15 protein-coding genes are annotated in these 24,849 nt (G+C 34.3%); 9 read left to right on the top strand and 6 right to left on the bottom strand.

The features are described from left to right. The first annotated feature begins 1,270 nt into the window (after positions 1–1,270). Positions 1,271–2,032: a triose-phosphate isomerase gene (gene tpiA, locus PL77_RS10150; protein WP_044204466.1), complete on the top strand. Its 762-nt coding sequence runs from the start codon at positions 1,271–1,273 to the stop codon at positions 2,030–2,032. A gap of 193 nt (positions 2,033–2,225) precedes the next feature. Further along, positions 2,226–3,053 (top strand): hypothetical protein, encoded by an 828-nt coding sequence (locus tag PL77_RS10145; RefSeq protein ID WP_044204465.1) that lies wholly within the window; start codon positions 2,226–2,228, stop codon positions 3,051–3,053. Here the strand turns inward: PL77_RS10145 and PL77_RS10140 are convergent. The 3 genes from PL77_RS10140 to PL77_RS10130 are packed head-to-tail and all read right to left on the bottom strand — an operon-like array spanning position 3,050 to position 5,741. Beyond that, positions 3,050–3,835: an alpha/beta hydrolase gene (locus tag PL77_RS10140; RefSeq protein WP_044204461.1), complete on the bottom strand. Its 786-nt coding sequence runs from the start codon at positions 3,833–3,835 to the stop codon at positions 3,050–3,052. The two genes, PL77_RS10145 and PL77_RS10140, sit on opposite strands and share 4 nt — an antisense overlap. A 15-nt stretch (positions 3,836–3,850) precedes the next feature. Next, complete coding sequence (locus tag PL77_RS10135; protein WP_044204458.1) at positions 3,851–4,618, bottom strand: LytTR family DNA-binding domain-containing protein; 768 nt, start codon at positions 4,616–4,618, stop codon at positions 3,851–3,853. Next, positions 4,590–5,741, bottom strand: a complete 1,152-nt coding sequence (locus PL77_RS10130; RefSeq protein ID WP_052444298.1) for a sensor histidine kinase — start codon at positions 5,739–5,741, stop codon at positions 4,590–4,592. The genes PL77_RS10135 and PL77_RS10130 overlap by 29 nt, the downstream gene beginning before the upstream one ends. A 304-nt stretch (positions 5,742–6,045) precedes the next feature. On the opposite strand from PL77_RS10130, the gene PL77_RS10125 reads away from it, so the two are divergent. The 3 genes from PL77_RS10125 (at position 6,046) to PL77_RS10110 (ending at position 11,702) form a co-directional block, all read left to right on the top strand. Continuing rightward, positions 6,046–9,057, top strand: a complete 3,012-nt coding sequence (locus PL77_RS10125; protein WP_044204455.1) for a TonB-dependent receptor domain-containing protein — start codon at positions 6,046–6,048, stop codon at positions 9,055–9,057. A 19-nt stretch (positions 9,058–9,076) separates the two neighbouring features. Continuing rightward, positions 9,077–10,678: a RagB/SusD family nutrient uptake outer membrane protein gene (locus tag PL77_RS10120; RefSeq protein WP_044204452.1), complete on the top strand. Its 1,602-nt coding sequence runs from the start codon at positions 9,077–9,079 to the stop codon at positions 10,676–10,678. Between the two features lie 469 nt (positions 10,679–11,147). Next, a complete protein-coding gene (locus tag PL77_RS10110) occupies positions 11,148–11,702 on the top strand; it encodes a DUF4136 domain-containing protein (RefSeq protein WP_172665830.1) in 555 nt (184 codons plus the stop codon). A gap of 93 nt (positions 11,703–11,795) precedes the next feature. On the opposite strand, the gene PL77_RS10105 is transcribed toward PL77_RS10110, so the two are convergent. After that, positions 11,796–13,028, bottom strand: a complete 1,233-nt coding sequence (locus PL77_RS10105) for a threonine/serine exporter ThrE family protein (protein WP_044204442.1) — start codon at positions 13,026–13,028, stop codon at positions 11,796–11,798. Positions 13,029–13,217: 189 nt separating this feature from the next. Here PL77_RS10105 and PL77_RS10100 point away from each other — a divergent pair, with 189 nt between their 5' ends. Then, positions 13,218–13,571: a hypothetical protein gene (locus PL77_RS10100; RefSeq protein ID WP_044204439.1), complete on the top strand. Its 354-nt coding sequence runs from the start codon at positions 13,218–13,220 to the stop codon at positions 13,569–13,571. A 27-nt stretch (positions 13,572–13,598) separates the two neighbouring features. Beyond that, on the top strand, positions 13,599–15,581 hold the full coding sequence (locus PL77_RS32540) for a carboxypeptidase-like regulatory domain-containing protein (protein WP_044204436.1): 1,983 nt from the start codon (positions 13,599–13,601) through the stop codon (positions 15,579–15,581). A gap of 31 nt (positions 15,582–15,612) precedes the next feature. On the opposite strand, the gene PL77_RS10090 is transcribed toward PL77_RS32540, so the two are convergent. Then, positions 15,613–15,972, bottom strand: a complete 360-nt coding sequence (locus PL77_RS10090; protein WP_044204433.1) for a helix-turn-helix domain-containing protein — start codon at positions 15,970–15,972, stop codon at positions 15,613–15,615. A gap of 200 nt (positions 15,973–16,172) precedes the next feature. On the opposite strand from PL77_RS10090, the gene PL77_RS10085 reads away from it, so the two are divergent. Then, positions 16,173–16,772 carry a nitroreductase family protein gene (locus PL77_RS10085; protein WP_044204431.1) on the top strand — a complete coding sequence of 200 codons (600 nt, stop codon included), beginning with the start codon at positions 16,173–16,175 and terminating at the stop codon, positions 16,770–16,772. A 261-nt stretch (positions 16,773–17,033) separates the two neighbouring features. Here the strand turns inward: PL77_RS10085 and PL77_RS10080 are convergent, their stop codons facing one another. Next, entirely contained in the window at positions 17,034–18,374 is a 1,341-nt protein-coding gene (locus tag PL77_RS10080) for a DUF1566 domain-containing protein (protein ID WP_044204428.1), read from the bottom strand. Between the two features lie 304 nt (positions 18,375–18,678). Here PL77_RS10080 and PL77_RS10075 point away from each other — a divergent pair, with 304 nt between their 5' ends. After that, positions 18,679–24,501, top strand: coding sequence for an alpha-2-macroglobulin family protein (locus PL77_RS10075; RefSeq protein WP_044204426.1), 5,823 nt, complete (start codon positions 18,679–18,681; stop codon positions 24,499–24,501). Positions 24,502–24,849: the final 348 nt, after the last annotated feature.

Here is a 24,849-nt window from a genome sequence, read left to right as displayed (position 1 = left end):
TCGGTTGTGTTTTAATAGTACGAGTGACATCAACACAAAATATTTGAATCGGATTATAAATTAGACAACAAAGAGATGTAATTAGGTTTTACTTTTTAAGTAAAGCCTTTTTTAATGTTTAGATGCATTATTTGATGTGCTTTAAACTAAGTTTTCGACTATTTATTATTTAGAAATCGGAGATTTCTGTGAATCAATAGGACACGAATGACGCTAACTTTAACATTAGCGCCAGTGAATTTTCTACCCAATTCGTTTGGTAGTGCTTTCCTTGGCCTTGAAGGGAAAAGCGTTAATAATTTCATGTATTGAGCCGTTAAAAATGATTTTGCTGTTTGAGCGCAGCGAGTTTAAAATCATTGAGGTGAGAGGAATGGAATTTAGCTTTTGACTTCAAAGCCTTGACTTTTTTGCTTCGTTCTTGTGTTAAGACAAAAATGAAGAAGAGGGAAGCTTGAAAGTATATCCTATAAATGCTTGTAGAAATATGAATTAAAAGTTAACGAAAACCTAGTTTTCAATCTGTTTGATAACAAACTAAAAAAGTTAAATTTTGATACTTTATGATAGGATTCTATAAATCGAACATTACTGTCTTTCGTTTTTATAAATAGATAGAATGAAAAAGTAGTATAGACAGTAGTTAGATTATATGACAAAATGAGCCATCTTTTAGATGGCTTTTTTTGTGTTCTAAAGTAAAGACAAAAAAAAACACTTGAAATATTTCAAGTGTCTTTCCACAGCTGGTTAATGTTACTGGTGTATCATGCCATACAATAGGTGACTAACCTATGTTTCTTTACCCATTAATACTTATTCACTTACTGTGCCATAAAGTTGAAAGTAAGTTAACTATCTGTAAATCAGTGTGTATTGATTTATTTTATGTTTTTTGGCATATTTTAAAGTTTCAAAATGAAACAAATATTCCATAATATGGAAAAATTAAAAAAGTTATTCATTACAATTCATTCACTTTTGATTTTTTCTTCGAAATTTGGGCAGGAAATAGTGAATAAAATACCCGAATTTTAGATTATTTTAGGGTTGAACTCTAAATTTTATCATAAGTAAAAACTTCATTTCAAGAAATTGGGAGAAATAATAATTTTTTGGAGGTATTTAGCTTAAAAACAAATAATAAATTGGTGATACTATTTTATAAGCTTACTAACTGAGTATGACGAAACTCATTTTCAAAATAAGATGTAGGTACGTATATTCGCAACTGATTAAAAAATTCATCTTATAAAAGAAAATTTACATCATGAGACAAAAAATTGTTGCAGGTAACTGGAAAATGAATCTTCTTAAGGAAGACGCTGAATCTTTAGCATCAGAAGTAGTGAATATCGCAAAAGACGAGACTCCGTCAGACGTTAAAGTTATCATGTGTACTCCTTTCATTCATTTAAGCAAAGTAAAATCATTAGTTGGTGATACTGCTAATGTATTTGTTGGTGCTCAAAACTGCTACACAGAGCCAAAAGGTGCTTATACAGGAGAAATTTCTGCAGCGCAATTAGCTTCTTATGGTATTGATTACGTAATCTTGGGTCACTCTGAGCGTCGTGAGTATTTTGGTGAGTCAAATGCTACATTGGCTACTAAAACTGACGCGGTAATCGCTAACGGTATGTTGCCTATCTTCTGTATCGGTGAGGTATTAGAGGAGCGTGAAGCAGGTACTCAAAAAGAAGTTGTAGAGAAGCAATTGTCAGAAGGTTTATTCCACCTTTCTGCTGAGGACTTCGGTAAAGTAGTTTTAGCATACGAGCCAGTTTGGGCGATCGGTACTGGTAAAACAGCTTCATCTGCACAAGCACAAGAAATGCACAAAGATATCCGTGATATGGTTGCTGCTAAATACGGTCAAGAAGTTGCTGATGCTACTTCTATCTTATATGGTGGTTCTGCTAAGCCTAGCAACGCTCAAGAATTATTCGCTCAACCTGACGTTGACGGTGGTTTGATCGGTGGTGCTTCATTAGTAGCTAGAGACTTCATCGAAATCTCTAAATCATACTAATTAGAAATTAGGCGTTACGTTACGCATTAAAGATAAACGTGTTTAAAAGGGGTTGTTCTATTACATAGTTCAACCTCTTTTTTTGTGTCCAAAAACTTGCTTTCTTCCCTAACTTCAGTATATTAATAATGTGAAGACGCCATTTGATAAAATGGCTGTGAGGATGAAATGAAAACCAAGACTAAATTCAAAAATGTACAGATTCTCTTATTTAACATTGTTATTTTTAGTATCAAGCTCTCTTCTTTTTGCTCAGAAAAAAGATAAAAAGAAGAAGAATGATATGATTCATGCCGCTACCAAAGATTTGGAAAATCAAGCTCTAAATGAGAGAGACAGCATGGTATTTTATCATTCAGGATGGGAAATTGGCAACCTAACTTTGAAGGATGGAACCACTTTTAAGGATGTAGCTTTACTTTACGATCTTGAAAGAGATCAAGTGGAAGTTTTACAAGTCGAAGATATTGAGTTTTATGGTGGAGAAGGAATGAAAGATACTACCGTTTTGATTTATGAGCAACATGAAATTGATGAGTTTGACTTTATTGCTCATACTGTAGATGAATATGAGCAAAAAATTGAAACAGAACATCACTTTGTTAATGCCGAACGCTATTATAGAGATGAACATCCTGCAATAGGTATTTTTGAAACAATTGTGGAAGGAAAAGTAGGTATTATTGCTTATCCTTATTTACTGAAAACGATTCATAGAACTAACGCTCATTTTGATCCCGAAAGAAGAAGAGAATTAGAAAATAACGTACATGATATTAGAGGAGGAAGACAAGATGAAGTTTATTATAGTTATAAACTGAAAGAAAGACTTTACTTGCTTATTGAAGGAAGAAATATTTATGATTTGAATGTCAAAAGAAAAACTTTTATAAAGGTTTTTGATGGAAAGGAGGAAGAGATGAATGAATATATGAGAAAGCAAAACCTTCAATATAAAAATAAGGAAGACCTGATCAAGATTGTAAACTATTACAATGGGTTAGAAGTGATGATGAATTAGTGCAAGGCATTTTCTTGAAGCCATTCTTGTACGTATTCTCCAACTTCTTTCCAGTTGGGTTCAAACATGAATGCATGTGCCCGTTTTTCAAATATTTTAGCTTCTTTACCATAAAATTGAGCTGTTTTTTCAACATCCTCAGGAAAGATAATTTTATCATCACGAAAACCAATATGTACCATTGGAAAACTGATTTTAGAAGCGTCAATTTCAAAGTCTCTCCACATCATTTCCAAAAGAGCTCGAATAGACTCTCGTTGCATATTTTTATTAACATGCTGACGCACTTCTAATGATGGGAGAGTAGTATAAATTCCTTCAGGAGGAGTAGTTTCAATATATTTTCCGAAGGGAAATAAAGCAGAAGCAGCAAACTTGCCCCAACTAAAAGGGTCAGTGAGAAAAAATCCTGACATTGCTCTAAAGATACCAAAAGGAGGAACAGCCGCTAACAAAACTGCTGCTTGTAGTTTTACTTTTTGACCTACCAATTGTGTGACAAGGCCTCCCATTGAATGCCCTATTAGAATGGGCTTTTCATCTAAAGAAGTAATGAGCTGAATGACATCTTCAGTATATTGGTCTAAACCATAAAGGTTTAGAAAGAGTTTACTTTCATTTTGTCCATGCCCGCTGAGGTGGATTGCATAAGTGTCATATCCTAAAGTGGCAAAATAATCCAAAAAATTACCTCTCCAAGCTTCACCATTAAACAATGCTCCATGAATCAAAACAAGAGGGTGTTTGTATTTCTTTTGAGTGGCGGGTTTGAAAGTAAACATCTTGGAATCGTTTAATTAAGAATTCGGCATTATACCTTTACTATAAATGGTATCTTTTACGGTTTGTTGATAAAGACGACCAATTGGTAGCATTTTGCCATTTTTTAGTTCTACTTGATTTCCCTCTATAGCATTGACTTTTTTCAGTGAGATCGCATAAGACCTATGAATTCTTATAAATTCATCCTCAGGTAAGTTTTCCAATATTTTGGTCAGTGTATAATGCACTACCATTTCTTTTTCCTTAGTATATATTCTTAAGTAATCTTTAAGACTTTCCATGTAAATGATATCGTCTAAGAATACTTTCAACATTTTCTTTTCCACTTTCAGGAAAATAAAACGTTCGTCGTCAGTTGTAGTAGAAGAAGACGTTGGAGTAGAAACCACCGATTTTGTAGGTGCTTTGGCAGCCTCTTTGGTGTGTATAAATTGAGAAGCCTTATTGGCCGCTTTCAAAAAACGTTGAAATGAGATCGGCTTCAATAAATAATCTAAAGCAGAGATTTCAAACCCTTCTAAAGCGTATTCTCTGTGTGCAGTAGTCAGTATTACTTCTGGTTTCTGTTCTAATGATTTTACAAAATCAATACCTGTAAGCATTGGCATGTTTATATCTAAAAACAGAAGGTCAACTTTGTTATTTTGTAATATATTGAAGGCTTCAATGGCACTTTCGCATTTTGCCACAATTTCAAATTCATTGAGACGCAACAAGTAGTTTTCAATCACCTTTATAGCCAAAGGTTCATCATCAATGATTAGACATTTTATTTTGCTCATCTCTTGGAATTTTAAGTGTTACTTTAAAAATCTTCTCCCCATCGTTAATATCCAAAGAATAGCGTTCACCATATAGCAAACCTAATCTTCTTCTAGCGTTTTCAAGTCCAAATCCACCGGTTTTAGGTTTATTTTCTGTATCAGTAGTGAGATTAAACGGTAGAGGTGTTTGGTCAATGTTAGGATTTTCTACTTCAAATGTGATAAAATCTTGTGAGATCTTCAAGTGAAGTGAGATATCAATTTCATTTAATTTGTTCTTAGTACCATGTTTAAAGGTGTTTTCAATAAATGGCAATAATAACAACTGCGGAACCCTAACCCCATCATCATCTCCCTCGATCTCAAAGGTGAGATGAAGTCGATCACCAAAACGTAATTTTTCAAGATCAAGATAATTTTGCATATAATACATCTCATCTGAAAGTAATACTCTGGCTTCTTTTTGATAAAGCATATAGCTCATCAACTCCGAAAGTTTAATAACGGCATCTGGAGCATCATCACTTTTGTCAAGAGTGAGAGAGTAGATATTATTTAAAGTATTGAAAAGGAAGTGAGGTTGAATTTGTGACTTCAATAAATTTAATTCAGTCATCATGTTTTGTTTTTCCAACTCACGAGTACGTTTCTGATTAATGATCCAATTTCTTGTTAGAGCAATAGAGGTAGTGATACCTAGTACATACAATTCACCAGTAATAATAGCGACCACATGATTGACACTAAAAATCTCCGCTTGCGTTCCTGCTTCAGGCCAAACGGGCAACAAAAACTGTTGAGTAAGGAACACTTTGGCGTACATCATTACCACTAAAGCACCTGAGAGATTTAGTAAATAAAGGATATATTTCTTCGAAGGGATGAATTTTGGAAGTAAATAATACGCGTGATAGTACGTAAGGGGGATATGAATCGCAAAACCTATTATATTAGATTGGAAAGAGTAAGTGTAGTCATCGTAGTAGCTTCCCCATCTCAATCCGTTCAAAACAAAGTAAATCATCCAAAAGATGGTATGGTGTAATATAGGCTTCTGCAATTTAAGCGTCATCACTTCGGGGATATGTTCAAAGAAATTGATTGGCTCATTGACCTTTTTATTATCAGTAGATAGTGCCATTATTAACGAAAATTTGGTAATGACTACTAATTATATGTTAAATGTCAATGAGACAATTAAATTAGATTTATGTTACAAATATATAATTTAATGACATTTATCCTTAGATGAATGCTGTTCGTCCTTAAATTAATGTTATATAACATGAGTTAACCACTGTTAATCTATTTTTTTAAAAAACCTTAAGTGTCTGTTATACATTTACGATATCAAGAAAATGCAAGGGAGTGTTTCCTTTGCTTGTGGGCATAATTAAATATTACTCTCTGCTCACATCGTCTGTTCATCTAACCTTCAGTTCAATATGAAATTCAGACTACTAACATTCGTCGTTAGCCTACTACTAATGACAAATTTCCTTCAAGCACAAGAGTCACTTGTGAAAGGTATAGTAAAAGAAAATGGCACAGGAGAGCCATTACCAGGTGTAAACGTATTAATTAAAGGTACATCTGTAGGTACAACAACCGATTTTAATGGTGAGTTTGCCTTATCAGTTGAAAAAGGAGGAACATTAGTTTTCTCTTACATTGGTTTTATTTCAAAAGAAGTTCTTGTAGAAAACCAATCAACTTTAGACATTTCCTTAGACGTTGATGCAGAACAACTAGAAGAAGTTGTAGTAACAGCGTTAGGTGTTGAGAGATCAGCCGAAAGCTTAACTTATTCAACACAATCTGTTAGTTCAGAGGATTTAATTACAGCTAAAGACCCTAACGTAATGAACTCTTTATCTGGTCGTGTGGCAGGTCTTCAATTATCAAGAAGTGGATCTGGTGCAGGTGGATCAGTGAAAATTAACCTTAGAGGTAACCGTTCTGTAAGCGGAAGTAGTTCACCACTTTATGTAATCGATGGTGTACCAATGGCAGGTCAAGGTGCTGCTCAGCCAGGTGAAATTGAAAATCCAAGCCGTGATGGTGGTGATGGTATCTCTAACATCAACCCAGAGGATATTGAAAGTATCAATGTTCTTAAAGGTGCTGCAGCATCAGCCTTATATGGCTCACAAGCTGCGAATGGTGTAATCATGATTACAACAAAAAAAGGAGAAGCAGGTCAGTCTAGAGTGTCTTTCTCTTCTAACTTTATGGCAGAACAGGCTTATTTATACCCTGAAATGCAATCAAAGTATGATGCAGAAGGAAATGCAATCAATCACAAAGCACATACATCAGATGATTTTTATGAAACAGGTACTACTTGGGTAAACTCATTATCGTATAGCCAAGGTGGAGATAACACTCAGTTCTATGCTTCTTATGCAAATACAAATGCTCAAGGCGTAATGCCAACGAACACTTTCAATAAGCATAATTTTTCATTCAACACTACTACAAAAAGTATGAATGATAAATTAGAAGTGAGATTTTCTGCGAACTACATTACTCAAGAAGGCTTTAATAGACCTTCAGCTGGTGCTTACATGAACCCAATTTATAGTTCATACCTTTCATCTAGATCAATCTCTCAAGATGAATTAAAAAATAACTATCAAACTTGGAATAAGACAAGACAGATTTATGAGCAAAACTATGCAGCTCCTGTAAGATCAGAAATTGCGAATGAGAACCCTTACTGGTTATTGAATAGAGCCACTTCAGAAGATATACGTAATCGTTATATGTTGTCGGGTTCATTAAGTTATAAGTTCAATGAGAACTTCTCGATTCAAGGTCGTGCAAATATTGATGCCACTGATGATCTATGGGAAAGAAAAGCACATGCTACTACTAACCCGATCAATATTAGTGTAGATCCTGGTACTGGTTTATCTCATGGTGGATACTTTAAAGATGAGTTTTCTAATTCAATGACTTATGCTGATGCGATCTTGAACTACAATAAGAAGATTAATGATTTTAACATTACTGCATTAATCGGTGGTGCTATTAGAGATGAAAAGAGTTCACTTTACAGAGTAACATCGGATAAACGTTCGATCAAGTACACTAACATCTTTTCAGTAGCAAGTTTACCTGAGGGTATGGTGCCAACAGAGTCAGCAACTCAACGTCAAGTACAATCTGTTTTTGCTTCGGCATCAGTAGGCTACAAAGAAATGTTATATTTAGATGTAACTGGACGTAACGACTGGTCATCAACACTGCCAGTAGGAGATAATTCATTTTTCTATCCATCAGTAGGTCTTACTGCAGTATTAAATAATATGTTTGACTTACCAGAAGTAATTTCTTTAGCGAAATTAAGAGGTAACTATACAGTATTAGGTAATGATGCAGCTCCAGGTTTAACAGTATTACAACATGGTATTAACTTTAATGGTGATTTAGCCTATTCTGATATTTCGCCTGCAGAAAACTTAAAGCCAGAGTTATCTACTTCTATCGAATTTGGTGCAGAGTTAGAACTATTCAATGGTTTATTATACTTAGATGCCAACTTCTACAAGACAAATACAGTTAACCAGTTGTTTAGAGTAGATAACCGTCTTGGTACTTCTAACTTCAACAAAAGATATGTAAACGCAGGTGATGTTGAAAACAGAGGTTTTGAATTATCAATTTCAGCAATGCCAGTTTCTCAAGGGGATTTAACATGGAGTACTACCTTGAACTTGTCTAGAAATGTAAACGAAATCAAGGAGTTATATACTCGTGATAATGGTACAGAAGCTGAGTTTGATATTGTAACAAATGGTGGTAATATTAACTACATGCAAGTACTTAGAAAAGGTGGAGCAATTGGCGAGATTTGGACAGCTGATTTTGCTAGAAATGAAGATGGAACAATCATCGTAGATGATAACGGTGTACCAAGTGCAGCAGGTATTACTCCAGAAGAATCAATTAAATCTAACTCTAACCCTGATTTTATTGCAGGTTGGGCGAACACATTGAAATACAAAGGATTTACTTTAAACATGGTGATCGATGGTAAGTTTGGTGGACAAACGTTATCATTAACGGATTCATACATGGATGCTGAGGGAACATCAGTAGCTTATGCAGAAGCTGTTGAGAACGACGGTTCAGTAGAAGTTGAAGGTATCTCATTTGATCCAGTAAAATACTTAAACGCAACTTCAGGTAGAGCGGGTGTTACTTCTCAATACTTATATGACCAAACAAACATTAGATTAAGAGAATTATCGATTGGTTATACATTTAACAATGTAGGTCCTTTAAGTGATGTAACATTATCAGCAGTAGGTAGAAACTTATTCTTCTTCTACAATGCAGCACCTTTCGATCCAGATGTAGTAATGTCTACAGGTGTTGGTGTTCAGGGACTTAACTTCTTTAGCTTACCAACTACAAGAAGTGTAGGTTTGAACTTAAGAGTTAATTTCTAATTCTAAACAAAGCATTACAATGAAATCAATAGTAAAAAGATATATATTACCGACAGTACTAGCAGCTGGAATGTTTACGGCTTGTACAAGTGAATTTGAAGAAATCAATAAGGATCAAAATCAAATCAACCAAGAGTCAGGTAAGGCAGATGGTATGCTTGTAAGAGGTTTCTTTCCTCAGCTTTCTCGTTCAGTTTATTTCAACTTTGATAACTCAAACTGGAGATGGCAGGTACAGCAAAACTTAAATGGAGACGTATTCTCTGGGTATATGGCACCTCCAACTCCATTTGCAGGTAACTCTAATGCTACTCACTACAACCTTATTTGGAACGTTTGGCCATGGTCGATCGGTTTTGAAAATGTAATGAATCCAGCGAGTTCTATCGATGGTATCTCTGATGATGTAACTCCTAAGTTATATGCTCCTGCTTTAGTATTGAAAGTATTAGGTATGCATAGACTGACTGATATCTACGGTCCTATTCCATATGTAAAGTATGGTACACCAGAAGTAACATATGACGGTCAAAAAGAAGTTTATACTAAGTTTTTCCAAGAATTAGACCTAGCAATAGCAAATTTAGAAGCTGATTCGGAACCAATGTCAGTTTTCTCTGCGGTAGATGATTTGTATCAAGGTGATTTCTTGATGTGGAAAAAGTTAGCAGCTTCATTAAAATTGAGATTAGCGATGAGAATCTCAAATGTAGATCCTGCATCTGCTAAAAAATATGCAGAAGAGGCTATCGCAACTGGTGTTTTTGAAGCTGGAGACATTGCTCAAGTAGGTCAAGGTGTTTCTCCAATTATCCATCCATTAGCGACAATATCTGAGATTTGGGGCGACATTAAAATGGGTGCTGATATGGAATCTATTCTTACAGGTTTTAATGACCCAAGAGCAGGAGTATATTTCACTGAAGCAGGAGGTCCTGAAGATGGTCCTGCAATTAAAAATGGATTTGCAGGTGTAAGATCTGGTATCGACTTACCTGATGGTAGAGGTGATTATCAATATTACTCAAGAATCAACCCTGATTTTGTAAATCAAACGACGCCTATCGTATTGATGACTTCAGCAGAAGTTTACTTCTTAAGAGCTGAAGCAGCTTTAAAAGGATGGAATGTAGGAGGTACTGCACAAGAGTTTTATGAAGCTGGTATAAGACAATCTTTTGAAAGACATAAGGTGTCAGATGATGTAGATGCATACTTACAGGATGCTACAAGTGTACCAGCTGACTATGTAGATGTTTCAGATGCTACTTATGGTACAGATTATAGTATTGAAGCAATAAGTGATGTAACGATTAAATACGATGCTTCAAAAGCTTTAGAGCAAATCATTACTCAAAAGTGGATCGCAATGTTCCCAGAGGGAATGGAGGCTTGGTCTGAGTTTAGAAGAACTGGTTACCCTAAAATTTTCCCAGTAAGATTTAATAAGAGTAATGGTGATGTTCCTGCAGGTGATTACATCAAGCGTTTACGTTACCCTGACGGGGAGACTGTAAACAATGCAGAAGCTTACAACATTGGTGTAGAAGCTTTAAAGGCTGAAAACGCTAACGCTACTGGCGATACGGGCGGATCACCTGTATGGTGGGACGTTGACTAAATCAATGATAGAATTTAGGTGAATAATAATATAACGGACAATGAATTAAATACAAGCAGAGGAAGAATTCTCCTCTGCCTGTTTTACCGATTGTCTTAGTAGGTATATTAATCATTTCATGTATTTTATACTTCGGTTTTTTATACAATAGAGAGAAAGACGTTGCATTAGTAGCGTCTTTTTTTGCTTTAGATACGATCATAATTTGAACGCTAAAATTTAAAGTTGTTAAGTTAAAATTATGTATATCCACTTAAAGATTGTTACCTCTTAAAACTTACAGACTGTTAATCAGTAAACTTTAATAAAGAATTCGTGAGTATTTATAATATTTACGGAATAAGTAATAGGATAGAGGTAAATGAAGATTAGATTGAAAAAAAGAAATATAACTTCAATTACATTTATCTTGGTACTTAAAATGAGATACTCGGCTTATTTCGTTCTAAACAATCAAAATATTATCATCATGAAAAATCTCAAAAAATTATTATTATCGGCTGCAATGTTGGTCAGTGTTGCGTTTTTGGTAACATCTTGTTCTTCAACGAAAATAATGACGGACTATAATCCTGGAACAGATTTTAAAGCGTACCAGACTTTTAGTCTTTTACCTTTCCAAAAAACAAACGCTAAAATCAATCAGTTTGATAGAGAAAGAGTAAAGAATGCTGTTATTGCTAACATGCAAAATTTAGGATATACTTATGCTGAACAAGATACAACTGCAGATTTGCAAGTGGGTATGGTGTTCACTACGAAGGAAAAGAAAAGTGTTACTTCTTATAATGCCGGATACGGTGGATGGTATGGCCCTTGGGGTATGGGTGCTACACACTACTCTGAGTATGAATATACAGAAGGTACTTTCGTGATAGACATTTTTGATACTAAGCAAAGAAAATTACTTTGGGAGGCTGCAGCTGTAAGTACACTTTCAGAAAAGCAAGAAAGTCCTGTCATAAGAGAAAGAAATATTAATCGTTTTGTGAAGAGTATTTTCAATAAATACCCTGTAAAGTAACGAAGTTAAAGCTCCTATACACGAGGCTTTATTTAGAAGGTAAAACGTATTAGAAAAGCATCGGGTGGTAGATTCCACTCGATGCTTTTTGTTTTATATCACTTCATCTCTATTATCAAGATTAGGGTAATAAGTGCTGTAGGCGACTAGCATTCCGACTACAATAGCACAAAACATCAAGAGTCCTGAAGTACCAATACTTGGATTATCGATGATGGGATCATTCGAAAATTGATTTGATAAACCCATAAATAGTCTACTACCAGGAACGAGAATGACTATACCTTGTAATAGATAAACAGAAGGGGGTACATTTCTCCATTTACTTAATAAAATACTTAAGAAAGTAATCAGAAATGCACTGATGAATGTCCCGAAGATCCACCCGATATTATTTTGAAAGATCATCGGTCCCCAAAAGGCAATTACTGCCAAAAACAATCCAATGAGTAAGTCTTTTAGCTTTGTATTGAAAACCACTCCTAGACCTGCTGACAGTGCAGGTAATGCAATAAAGTGTACCCACTGAGGAATTTCATTGATATAGACATCTTCTTCCAACCCAAAAAAGAAATGCCCTAATGCCATTCCCAAATAAACCCCGATAAAGAGCTTCAAGAAGATCATGATGGAGTTGAATAAGAACCCTGAACCAGAGTTAAACTGATTAAAGGAGATTTCTTCTAAAGCAATAGAAATCGTCAAGCCAGGAACATACAATATCACGGAGGCCAGACTTAATTCTATCACATCAAGTTCAGGGATAAAATATTTGCATAGACACCCTATAAAGGAACAGATAAAAGCTGTATAAAACTCCACAGTATAGCGTGAAGTATTGAATCGGCTCACTCCTTTCGTGATTAAATAACCAATGAATCCCATCAGAAAACTAAACCAAAGTGTCACCCAGCTTGCCCCAATTAACCCTAAAAAAGAAGGAGGGATGATAGTATAAGCTAGTGCCAATGTAAATTCATTGTAAATCTTCTTTTTCTCAATAACCTTATCGATGTTTTGAGTGATGGTTTCATAGTCATGCCCTTCCTTAAACGCTTTTCTGATTTGTTTGTGAAGATCGGCTAGTTTACCAAGGTTATTACTCCCTAAAGGAATGTATTGAAGAAGCACTTGACGTTCTTTGGTCTGAGGATCTTCCACTTGATAATTAAGGGTATTTGTCGTCACTTGACAGGAAACTTCCACACCAATATGCTTGGCGACATCTTGGATATATGTCTCAACTCTTAGCGATGAGCATCCAAATTTATGGAGTGCGTTTCCTATTTTTACTATTAAATTATATTTCTCTTCGAAGTTTTTCATGGGTTTAACAAAATATTATTTTGTTTGGGAGGTGCGAAATTAATTTATTTTAGAATAGGTTGAAAGTTTTTAAGGGTCAGAATAAAGAATTTACCGAATATTAATAGATGAGAAAACAATTTTTGAAAGTGTTTTATATTTTGTTATTGTTGTAATACAAAAACGACTATACTTTAAATAAATACTCTAATGCAAAACCAACTTAAAGCAACTCTTACATTTTGCTATTTATTTCTCACTACCACTCTCTTTTCACAGGAGAAGTACAATTTCCAATATTTTGACTCACTGGACTTTCAACAGTTTTCAGTATTAAAAGAGGCTATAGGAGACGCTAGAATTGTACTTTTGGGAGAGCCAGACCACAATCATGGTAATATCTTTTTCGCTAAGACCGAAGTAATGAAAATGCTTCATCAAGAAATGGGATTTGAGATCGTAGCCTTTGAAAGCGGGTTTTATGATTTGAATAAATCACATGAAGCTATCGCAAAAGGAGAAAATATCAAGTTTGCCTATGTCAATAGCATTTTCACAATATGAACTTCTCAAGAAGAGTTTCATCCATTTATGGATTATGTCGCTGAAAACTATGAAACGCTAAAAGTTCACGGATTTGACAGTCAGTTAAGTGGTAATTATGCTGACGAAACATTGATGAAAGATTTCGTGCCCTATTTCAATTCTAAGGAAGAATATCAAGAATGGGAAAACTGTATGGAGTTTATTCAAGAGTATGATTTTCCTAAGGCATTAGATGTTGAAAAGTTCTTAAGTCATAATAATCACTTAAAAGAAGCTATTGATAAGTCAGATCATGTTGCTAAAGAGGATCTCATCCAAACACTTCATTTTATTTCAGAAACAGCTAAAGATTATTATTACAATGAATCTCAAAAGAAAACACAAGAGGAATTCAAAGCGAAAGATAGTAATGTTAGAGATCGGTTGATGGGGGAAAATTTACTTTATCTTGCTAATAAATATCCTAACAAAAAAATAATTGTTTGGGGAGCAACAGGACATCTGATGAATACGCTAAGAGGTACTCATGAAGAGTTGGATGAGTTTAATCCAATGGGAAGTTATATCAAGGAGCAGTTTGGAGAGAAAGCCTATATTTTAGCTTTTACAGGGCAGGACGAAGCTATTTATACCGAAGATAATATTGAGGATCATTTTTATGAAACAGGAAATGCATTTGGCTTTTTAAGTTTGGAGGAGGAAGCCATTTTTAAAAGTAATGTCATTGGTACTGAAGGTGGAGGAGTTGAAGAACTTGAAACAGATTGGTCGAAGGCTTTTGATGGGATGTTTTTTGTTGATCAGTTAAAAAAAGGTACTTATAAAGAATATGATTGTGGTACTTCAACACTACCTAATGAAAGCAATCAAATTGACGATAATGGAACTGCATTTTCATTTGAATTAAAAGAAGGTGTGAAAAAAAGTATTCCTACTTATTATCTAAAAGACAATATTTCTTTCAATAAACAAAAAGGAGTGGTCTATGATCAAAATACTAAAGCACCTATTCCTTTTGTGAATGTCATTACTTCTCATTCAAAAATGGGTACTTCTACTAATGAAAAAGGAAGTTTTGAAATTAGCATACCATCAGAACAGGATTCAATATTGTTTTCATCAATAGGTTATGAAACATTGAAGATTGCAACTTCTGATAGCAATCTTGAAATTTACCTTCAACCCAAAGTAGAAGAAATGTCTACTTTGAACATTTCAAGTGAGCCATTAACATCGAAAAGTATTATGAAAAAGGTGATTCAGAATATCCCTAAGAATTACAATCAGGAGGCCTTTTCTTATATAATAGAGGGAGGTATGGTATTTAAAATATTTAATGGAACCACCTATTTTGCAGAAAGGGAAATAGACCTACATTATCATGAAGGTTATCAATCAACTGCTTTATTTGGTCCACATATTTTTAAGAGTTTTAATATACTTCTCAGTGTAAAGATTTGTGAAATGGATTCTATAAAGAATTCACCTCCTCCTTTTAAGAAGATTGATCCCCAAAAATCCCCTGGGTGGCAACGATTTTATACTTCTTATGATATAATGGATGTTCGTCATAATAATTTTTTAGACAAAGGGAAGTTATCGAAATATGATCTTGAATTTTCAGATGTCAAAATAGAAAATGGGAAAGAGATTTTCGTGATTAAATTTAAAGCAAAAAATGTATCGTTCAGAAGTAGTGTATTCCTTGATATGAAAACAATTAATGGTGTACTCTATATTAATGCGGAAGATTATGCATTATTGAAAGCAGAATGTTATGTAACACATAAGAGAGAAGAAATACAGGAATATTATGATAGTAATAAATGGGTAAGGAAACATAAATTAAAGGTGCCATCAATGCCTTTTACTCAACAGATCACCACTTATAGAAAAAGTAGTGAGGGGTATTATTATATGGATGAAATTATATCGGAATCTAACCTGCCACTTAATCCTTCATTTGACCACTTAAAAGTGACAGAGATAAAAATTGGAGAGAGAAACAGAAAAGAAGAAATAAACTAAAAGGTAAGGTGAGTCAAAAGGCTCACCTTTTCTATTCCTCAATTTCTTCAACTTTCGGATCCCACTTCACCGCTTCTTCACCCCATTCAGAGATCATTACCAATAAAGGAATAAGCGTTTTCCCAAAATCAGTCATACTGTATTCTACCCTCAAAGGAGGTTTATCAGTTGGGATTACTTCTCTTATAATCAATCCATCCTCCTCTAGTTGTTTTAACTGAAGGCTAAGCGTTCTTTCACTTACCGTAGGAATTAATTTTCTGATTTCATTGTATCTCAATGTGCCATCTTTTAGGTGGATTAGAATCACTGATTTCCATTTGCCACCTATATATTTCATTGTCAAGCTGGTACAGCAAGGATATTCTTTCCCGTCAACTTTAAATTTCATCGCTTTTATATTTAATAAACGTTAAAAATAGATACTTACATTTTTGCCCGTTATTGATTTCTATTTCAACACTATTTATGTTTGTAACTATCAAAAGTAAAGTTACTAAAAATTATTTAGATACATCATCTAAAACAGGTTTATTAGCAACTGCTTTTCAATTTAAAGTTCAGAAAATCAAACAATAAAAGATAAACATTATGGAATTCTTAGAAGTAGCAAAATCGAGATACACTACAAAAAAATACGACGCATCTAAAAAAGTAAGTGCAGTTGATATTGAAAAAATCAAAGAAATCCTTCAATACAGTCCCTCTTCAATCAATTCTCAACCTTGGAAATTTACGATTGTAGGAGACCAAGAGGTAAAAGAGAAACTAGGTAAAGCTTCTTATTTCAATGAAGAAAAATTAGTAGAAGGAAGTCACGTTGTAGTATTTAGTGTAGTGGATGATTTAGCGAAGTTTGAAGGCAAAATGGAGTCTTACTTAGCAGAAGGAGCAGTTTGGTACTACAATAATTTCTTGAAACCTCAAGGTGAAGAAAAAATCAAAACATGGATGTCTGAGCAAGTCTACCTTGCAGTAGGTTACTTCTTGTCAGCAATCGCCTCTATGGATATTGATTCAACGCCAATGGAAGGAATCGAAAACGATAAATACAAAGAGATTTTAGGATTAGAAGGATATCAGCCACTTGTAGCCGTAATGATCGGTTATAGAGATGTGGAAGATGGTAACCAACCTTCTAAAACGTCAAAACAAAGATTAGAAATGCAAGAAGTGGTGGAGTTAGTCTAACCATTGAAGTTGTATAATAGATGAGTAATAGCCTTCACACTTTTGTGAAGGCTATTTTTTTGTTTGTGGTTTTTAAAATAGAAAGGTGTTTCGTGCACCATAGTTAAAACTATGGGCAAGTAATATGCAACCTGTACAAGACTAAAGTCTTGAAGGTTGATAACGAAGGCAACACTTTAGTGTTGATGGAGCCAATATCACTAGCCCACGACTTCAGTCGTGGTGCACGTATTTACTCTCCATTCTTAATTCTTCCCTCAATCAAATATTCCTCACCAATCTCACATAATTATTAATTCTGATAGCATCGCCTTGTGGTCCTCTACCATTTTTAAACTTGCTGGGATCACCAGATTTAGGATCACTTCTTTGGCTGCCAGCACCATGAATATCAACCCAGTTAGGAGCTTGATTGCTGTTCGATTGCATCATTGGAGGAGGTCCTTGTTGCCCATATCCTTGACCATGTGGAGGTCTTCCTCCATTAGGAGGAGGTCCCATTGGTCGTTGCCCATTTCCTCTTTCAGGTCTTTGAGGCATATTACCCAATGATTTACCAAATGCCACATAAACGGCGGCACCACCACCATTTCTACCACTACTTTCATGAGTGGTATTAGACCAATAAAAGGCATAGTCATTTTCCCCTCTTTCATTCTGAATGGTAGAAATATCAAAAATTGGGTCTATGGCAGGGTGATCATCATTTTTGGCAACTCTTTCATAATCGACAATAGACTCTAGCTCTTTCGCATCAGGTAATCTCCAATCAGAGTAATTTCCGGTTGTATTATTTTGAGCATAAATCAATGCTTCTTCCCAATTCATTCCTTCTTCAGAATCACCTTTCATCCACATCAATCCAGTGTTCAAATCAGAGATTGTTCCATCACCATTGTCTTTAAAATCATTGGTACCGTAATCTGTATTTCTTCGAACTAGAAAGTACCCAAATAACTTTTCCTTTCGGTGTAATTTGGTACCGTAGCCCTTAATTCTTCCATCCGCAAAATTGACCCCAAATATCAATTCTTGTTCACCATAGTACAGCGTACTTGTAGCTAATTGTTGATCGATTAAACGTTCTCCAGCGTCAGTATCACCATAAGCAAAATCAAAGTAATCGGTATTGATAAATGGGTGGTTGGCACTTTTGGCTTGAGGATTAATATCTTGACCATCGAACATGATCAAAGAATAGAGTTCCTTAATAGTAGGTAAACGCCAATCTGTATAGCCACCGGTATTATCTTTTTTGACTCGTTTCAGTAGTTCCTTATAGGTTAATTTATCATTTACATCAATTTTACCATCTCCATTGTGATCCAATGATTTCTGCCACATCAGTCCTGTTACCAAGTCAGTGACAGTCCCGTCACCATTGTCTTTGTATTGCGGTGTATTTCCAAGAAAGTTGGCATTTTGTCCATAAAACGCACTTCCTTCCTTCGGCAGTTTTATTTCCTTTTTATTATCAAAAGCCTTGCTCTGATTAGTCCCAACAATAGGATATTTTAAATTATCTTTTGATTGACGGTTAATGGTATAGGCGGAGCCTAAAATACTCAATACCAACAATAGAATTATATTTCTTTTATTCATCTTTCTGACTGTTTTTTTATGAAATAAAGGTAGAAATCACTTTATGGAATAAAGAATAGAATCTACGAACTAGTGATTATTATCTGCGAATGAGTATTTTATTAATTTAATGTGATTCTTGCCTCTCTTATATTGAACTTAGGTTGCTAGCTATTAGGAAAAGATTTTTTTCTGAGGTGCAATTTTAATAAAAATGAGGTTATAAACTGCCAATTGCCTAGTATCTACTTTTTTATGTGGTTATATTTATTGTTTAATACTGGATCAATATTATAAACTAACGCAATAAAAATAACACTGTAGAATGTTAAGCAAGCTAAGATACTTTATCTTCCTTGGGCTAATTTCGACAACGATTTTTGCTCAAGATCTATTAAAATCACGTAAATCAAGTTATTACACTTATGTATATCAGATCACAAACCAAGAGGCGGAGCAGATTTACAAAAAAGGAATTCAAATTATTGATGATTCTTTCTATCACTCTTTAGTCGATTCCGTAGCGGAAGATCTTCAATCTCAGAAAGTAAAATATCCCACGGGTCATTATTTATTAACGAAAGCAAAAAAGGGCTATCAACACGTCGAGCTTTATTCTCAGGAAGCAATAGACGTCTTTGTTTTAAATAATGACAAAGATTTGGTAGTGCAAGTGTACGATTTAGAAGGGAATAGTATTGAAAATGCAACCGTAAAAGTAAATCAAGCCAAGCTACGTTTTGACAAAGAAAGGCACTCTTATGTAGATCAAAAATCAAATAAGGATGGATTGCTTAAAGTGACCTATGGTGAGTACACTAGCTTTATTGACCTTTCGAAACGACATAACAATTCAGCATTTAAAAGAGGCTATAAGAAGGTAGTATATAGTTTTCCCTTGAAATACATTTATCTGCCAATTCAGTATATTGTTTATTTACCTATTGATGGTGTAAAGAGCATTAAAAAACAATATCCTACTGGAACGATTTATCAGACAAAGAATTTTTTCAAGAAAAAATCGAGGTATCAAAGTGATTATAAAGGCTACTTTGTATTTAGTAAACCCAAATACAAACCTTATGAAAAGGTGAAGTTTAAAACGTATATCGTTCACAAAAAAACAGGGAAACCTTATCATAAACCATTGACTGTTGTAGTATCAAGGTATTCTAAAGAGAAGATACTGGGAGAAATAGTACCTTATGATAAGGGTGGTTATACTTATGATTTTAATCTAGTAGACTCCTTAGATCTTAAATTGGATTATCACTACACTATAAAACTCTTAGATGACAAAAAGAATATTATTGTAGAAGGGAAATTCAAGTATGAAGATTATGAATTGGGGAAAAATGAACTGACTGTGAGAGTGGAAAATGAAAACCACTTCAAAGGAAAAAAAGCAAACCTATTTATAAAGGCCACGGATGAGAATGAGCTACCGTTGATGGATGCCAAAGTGGAAGTCATAGTAATGACCAAAAAGATTAATGAATATTATGCAGATAGTGTTTTTGTGGCAGACACACTTTATACTACTCATCAAGATTTAGCTTCAAAAGGAGAAACGAAGATTGCCTTGTCAGATAGCTTGTTTCCTGAAGCAAGTTTTGAGTATAAAGTCAAAGTTGTAATGAGAACATCTGACAATGAGGTAAAGCAAAAAACAAAAACACTACAATACTGGTATGAGCAACATGAAATTGTGTCCAGTTTACAAAAAGAAGAGCTTGAATTGAGTTATTTGTTCAATGGTGATACTGTAGAAAAAGAAGGAAAAGTGTATGGGGTAGATGCCTTTGGGAATAATACATTACAGAGAGAAGGAAAGCTTCCTTTAAAGCTTTCAATTTCGCCCTTTTATGAAAGTTATAGGGTAGAATTAGAGGATTATGAGCAAGCAATTAAAATCAGTGATCTATTTTCTGCCTTACAGGTATATACAGATAGAACAGCAGATTCTATTGAGGTAGAAGTGAGCAACCCTAGAAATCTTCCATTTGTTTACACTTTCTACAAGAAAAATGCATTACAACAGAAGGGGTATACGAAAGACTTACATTTTAAGATAAGTGTAAAAGACAATCAGAACTACTACTTTCCGGTCAATTACCTTTGGGGTGGTGAAGTAAAAAAGGAAAATTATATCATTGGAGCGTTGAACGATTATCGCTTAAATCTTGATGTTGATGCTCCAAAGTTGATATCACCGGGCCAAAACGCTACAATTGAAGTAAAAGTAACGGATCATAAAGGGAAGCCAGTAGAAGGGGTAGATATCACTGCTTATGGAATTACCAAAAAGTTTGATCATACTGAGAGGAATCCCCCAATTTTTAGAAAAAAGAAAAAAGCGAAAACAGTTGTCAATAATTTCCAGTCGGATCATAAAACAAGAAAAGGGAACTTACCCTTGGATTATACTACATGGAAGACTTTGGCAGGGTTGGATAGTATTCCTTATTACCAGTTTTTATTTCCTGAAAAAGGGATTTATCAAACAACCTCTTCAGTAGAAAACCAAATCACACAGTTTGTTCCTTTTGTTGTGAACCAAGGAAACATCGAGCCGGTAAAAGTAATCTATGTAGACAATGAACCAGTATATTTTGCTTGGGCGACAATTGATCAACCTTATGCGGTTAGAATTTCGAAAGGCAAACATAATATAAGATTACGAACAGAAAAGAACGAGCTTTTCTTAAAGGATATAGAATTTGAAGAAGGGGTAAAATCGATCATCAGTGTAGACCGCTCTTATCCATTACCCAATGTAAAAGTAGAAGAAAGGAAATGGAATTATACAGATGAAGAGTTGGAGTTGTGGTCAAAGTATACTTTAGCTTATCAAACTAGATTTAGTAATTACGCTCTGCTTGAGCAAAAGGATAACATCTATCTTTTAAATACCTCCTATCCCTACCGTAGAGAGTATGATTTAGTAGGGCCAATTTTGGGACAAGCAGATCTAACATTATTAGGTCGTTATAAGAGCAGGTTTGATTATAAAAATAAGTATAATTTTTTCAGGAAAAGTGTAAATCTTGAGCCTTCTGAACTTCGTGAGTATATATTCAAGCAGAGTGTTTCAGATCCGCAGGAGTTTTATGATGAAGTATTGACAAAAGAACAGATCAATACAAATTGGAATACATATGTTGAGGAAAAAAGAAGAAGGATTTCTTCTTATTCTTATCCTAGAAGAACTTATAATGGAAAAGGAAAATTAATTGTTGATAATGTAAAAGACGAACAGGCACTCCTTCCTTTAAATAAGTTGTTAGTGAAATTGGATGATCCCGAATTTATACGTGTCTATCCAGGGCATATCAATACTTTTCATTCTTTAGATAGCGGGTACTATCAGTTGATTAATTTTTATTCTGAAAACCGTTATCACATTGAAGATTCTTTAAAAGTATATACTCAAGGTGTCAACTATTATTCTTTAGTTCACTCTAAGCAATATATGAAAGATGAATTTGGACAGAAATGTTCTGAAATAATCGAAAGGTCAATTTTTCAATATCAAGAGTATAACCAGAAACTGAAAGGTTTAAAGAAAGTACAACATCATTATAGTGAGGCATTCAGTTTTAAGGGAGAAGGTAAAATAGTTGAAGGAATAGTACTTGAAGAGGGGAGTGGTACTCCTGTACGGGGAGTGAAAGTGAATATACTTGGTACCAACTATATTACACGTACAAATAATGAAGGAAAGTTTTCAATAAAAGTTCCTGAAAACAGAGATGTACTTCGTTTTCGTTCTAGAGGTTTCAAGGAGCAAGATATTGTGATCGGTGATGGGACTTTACGAGTGATATTGGAAACAGAAATGGAAACACTAGAAGAAATAGTGATCATCGGATATGGTTCACAAAGTAAAAGAACGGTAACAGGTTCGGTGGCGTCAGTAGCTGCTAGAAAAAATCCTGATGAAACAATTATGATAAGAGGAGTGAATTCTTCGGGAGGAGATGGAGAACCACTTTATGTAATCAATGGGAAAGTATTTACGGGTGATTTTTCAACCATTGATCCTAGTTTGATTCAAAATATTACAATACTTAAAGATGCCGCTAGTATTGCCGTGTATGGTTCCAAAGGATCAAATGGTGTAATTTTAATAGAAATGTCCTCTTCTGCTTTTCAAGAAATAAAATTAGCAATGTCAGGAAGCGAAGAGATGACGAATGACTTTATGACACAGGCTCAAAACAGAAACTCAATAAGGAATAATTTTCAGGATAATGCATTTTGGCAACCACAGCTAAAATCAGACAAAGAAGGGAAAGTGAAATTTGAAGTGACTTTTCCTGACGATATCACCAAATGGAATACTCACTTCCTGGCGATGAATGGTAAGAAACAATCAGGGAGTGCCACACACGGTATTAAATCCTATATGCCTTTAGCAGGGCAAGTGAATTTACCAAGGTTTTTGGTTGCCTCAGATCAAGCAAAAGCGATTGGTAAATCCTTGAATTATATGGGAGATACTTTACAATCCAATATTGTATTCACTATTGATCAACAAAAGCAATGGGAAAAAACAATAGCAATTTCAGACGCTCATATTGATACATTGTCTTTTAGTTCTACCAAGGATAGTGTAGCATTAAGTTATACAGTAACTTCTAAAAACGGTTTTTTTGATGGAGAAGAACGTAGTATACCGGTATATCCATTAGGAATAGAACTAGCTAAAGGTGGGTTTTATATTCTGGAGACTGATACAACAATTCATCTTAAAAGTAATGATAACCCTACCAAAGTTTATGCAAAGTCGAGTTACTTAGGGGCATTAGAAAGCGAGATAGAGCATGTAATTCATTACCGCTATTTATGTAATGAACAATTAGCGTCAAAGCTTAAAACACATCTATCTGCTTATGCTATTAGTAAGCATAGAGGTGAAAAGTATAAATCTATTCCTGAAATTGAAAAACTAATTAAAAAGCTGGCTAAAAATACCAACAAAGAGCAGCTTTGGGGATGGTGGGAAGGAAACACTACATCTTACTGGATTTCTACGCATGTATTGGAGGCCTTTGTAAAAGCTCAAAAATATAAATTCGAAGTGCCTTTTGATAGAATTGAACTTACTCAAAAGCTATTGGTGAATTTTCATACGGAAGAATTTAAAACTCGTAAGTTAAAAATATTACACTTGATAAGTGATTTGGACCCCGAAGGCCATTATCAGAAATATATTTCAGAATTAGAGGTGAAAGAAAATCCATCGCTAAATTATCAGCTACAACTTTTACAGTTAAAGCAAAAGCAGGGATTACCAATTGATTTAAGCGGCCTTCAGAAATATCAACAAACAACAATGTTTGGTAATATCTATTATGATAAGGAAGAGGATGCAACAATTGTAGGTTGGAGAAATAGAATTATTGATAATGATATACAAAACACACTTTTGGTATATCAGCTTTTTAAGGCTGACTCTATAAACAATCATGAAAAAGAATTAAAGAAAATCAGAAATTACCTTCTAGAGCAAAGAAAAACGGGATATTGGGTAAACACCTATACTTCTTCAAAGATTATTGAGACCGTCTTGCCTGATATATTGAAAGGTAATAAAGAACCAATTCCTCAAACCTTAACAATATCAGGAAGCATAAATAAGACTGTTTCCAATTTTCCTATGGAATTGGATTTACAAAAAGGGGAGGAAATTACAATTACCAAGTCAGGAGACTTACCTATATATCTAACGCAATACACAAAGTATTGGGAAAATGCTCCAAAAGCAAAAAATGATCATTTTGAAGTAAGTACTTATTTTGAAGGCCAAAGCAACTCTAATATAAAAGCAGGAAACAAGGTTAATTTAGTAGTAGAAGTGGATGTCAAAAAAAGTGCTGATTATATAATGGTCAATGTTCCAATTCCGGCAGGGTGTTCATATGCTTCAAAGCATAAAGGAGCATACTACGAGGTTCACCGAGAGTATTTCAAAAATGAAGTAGCTATTTTCTGCAAAACACTCAAGAAAGGAAAATATACTTTTATAGTAGAACTACTCCCTAGATATAATGGAAACTATCATCTTAATCCTGCAAAAGCAGAATTAATGTATTTTCCTACCTTTTATGGGAACAACGAGTTGAAGGAAGTAGGAATTCAATAACTATCATAGATTAACCCAAGCTTGGTTTAAAAGATTAAAAACTCAATTTTGAGATGTATAGGAGAAAGTCTTGTATCGTTCAAAATTGAGTTTTCTTGTCATTTGAAATGTATATTCTAAGATTTGAATTTAAAATTTGAACTTTATTTATAATATAGTTCGTTGTTAATTAGATACTTGTTTAAGTATTGAAATTTATTTAATGTAATTTTCCATAGAATATATTGCATTTAAAAAACATCCTATTATCTTTGCACTCCCTTCAGCAAACGGCTGAGGAAAAAACAAACGTAGGGGTTGTCCTATGTGACAACCCGACTAGGGTAATTGATATAATGAAAAGGTATT

It is taken from the genome of Flammeovirga sp. OC4 (genome assembly GCF_000812565.1).
Classification (GTDB): Bacteria; Bacteroidota; Bacteroidia; order Cytophagales; family Flammeovirgaceae; genus Flammeovirga.
The sequence above is the reverse complement of the archived record's forward strand: the minus strand, read 5'-3'. Positions and strand labels throughout refer to the sequence as shown.

Coding starts and splice junctions, on each gene's coding strand:
- PL77_RS10140 (WP_044204461.1), bottom strand. CDS start 3,835: ATGTTTACTTTCAAACCCGCCACTCAAAAGAAATACAAACACCCTCTT.
- PL77_RS10080 (WP_044204428.1), bottom strand. CDS start 18,374: ATGAATAAAAGAAATATAATTCTATTGTTGGTATTGAGTATTTTAGGC.
- PL77_RS10125 (WP_044204455.1), top strand. CDS start 6,046: ATGAAATTCAGACTACTAACATTCGTCGTTAGCCTACTACTAATGACA.
- PL77_RS10105 (WP_044204442.1), bottom strand. CDS start 13,028: ATGAAAAACTTCGAAGAGAAATATAATTTAATAGTAAAAATAGGAAAC.
- PL77_RS32540 (WP_044204436.1), top strand. CDS start 13,599: ATGGATTATGTCGCTGAAAACTATGAAACGCTAAAAGTTCACGGATTT.
- PL77_RS10085 (WP_044204431.1), top strand. CDS start 16,173: ATGGAATTCTTAGAAGTAGCAAAATCGAGATACACTACAAAAAAATAC.
- PL77_RS10135 (WP_044204458.1), bottom strand. CDS start 4,618: ATGAGCAAAATAAAATGTCTAATCATTGATGATGAACCTTTGGCTATA.
- PL77_RS10145 (WP_044204465.1), top strand. CDS start 2,226: ATGTACAGATTCTCTTATTTAACATTGTTATTTTTAGTATCAAGCTCT.
- PL77_RS10090 (WP_044204433.1), bottom strand. CDS start 15,972: ATGAAATTTAAAGTTGACGGGAAAGAATATCCTTGCTGTACCAGCTTG.
- PL77_RS10075 (WP_044204426.1), top strand. CDS start 18,679: ATGTTAAGCAAGCTAAGATACTTTATCTTCCTTGGGCTAATTTCGACA.
- PL77_RS10120 (WP_044204452.1), top strand. CDS start 9,077: ATGAAATCAATAGTAAAAAGATATATATTACCGACAGTACTAGCAGCT.
- PL77_RS10130 (WP_052444298.1), bottom strand. CDS start 5,741: ATGGCACTATCTACTGATAATAAAAAGGTCAATGAGCCAATCAATTTC.
- tpiA (WP_044204466.1), top strand. CDS start 1,271: ATGAGACAAAAAATTGTTGCAGGTAACTGGAAAATGAATCTTCTTAAG.
- PL77_RS10100 (WP_044204439.1), top strand. CDS start 13,218: ATGCAAAACCAACTTAAAGCAACTCTTACATTTTGCTATTTATTTCTC.
- PL77_RS10110 (WP_172665830.1), top strand. CDS start 11,148: ATGAAAAATCTCAAAAAATTATTATTATCGGCTGCAATGTTGGTCAGT.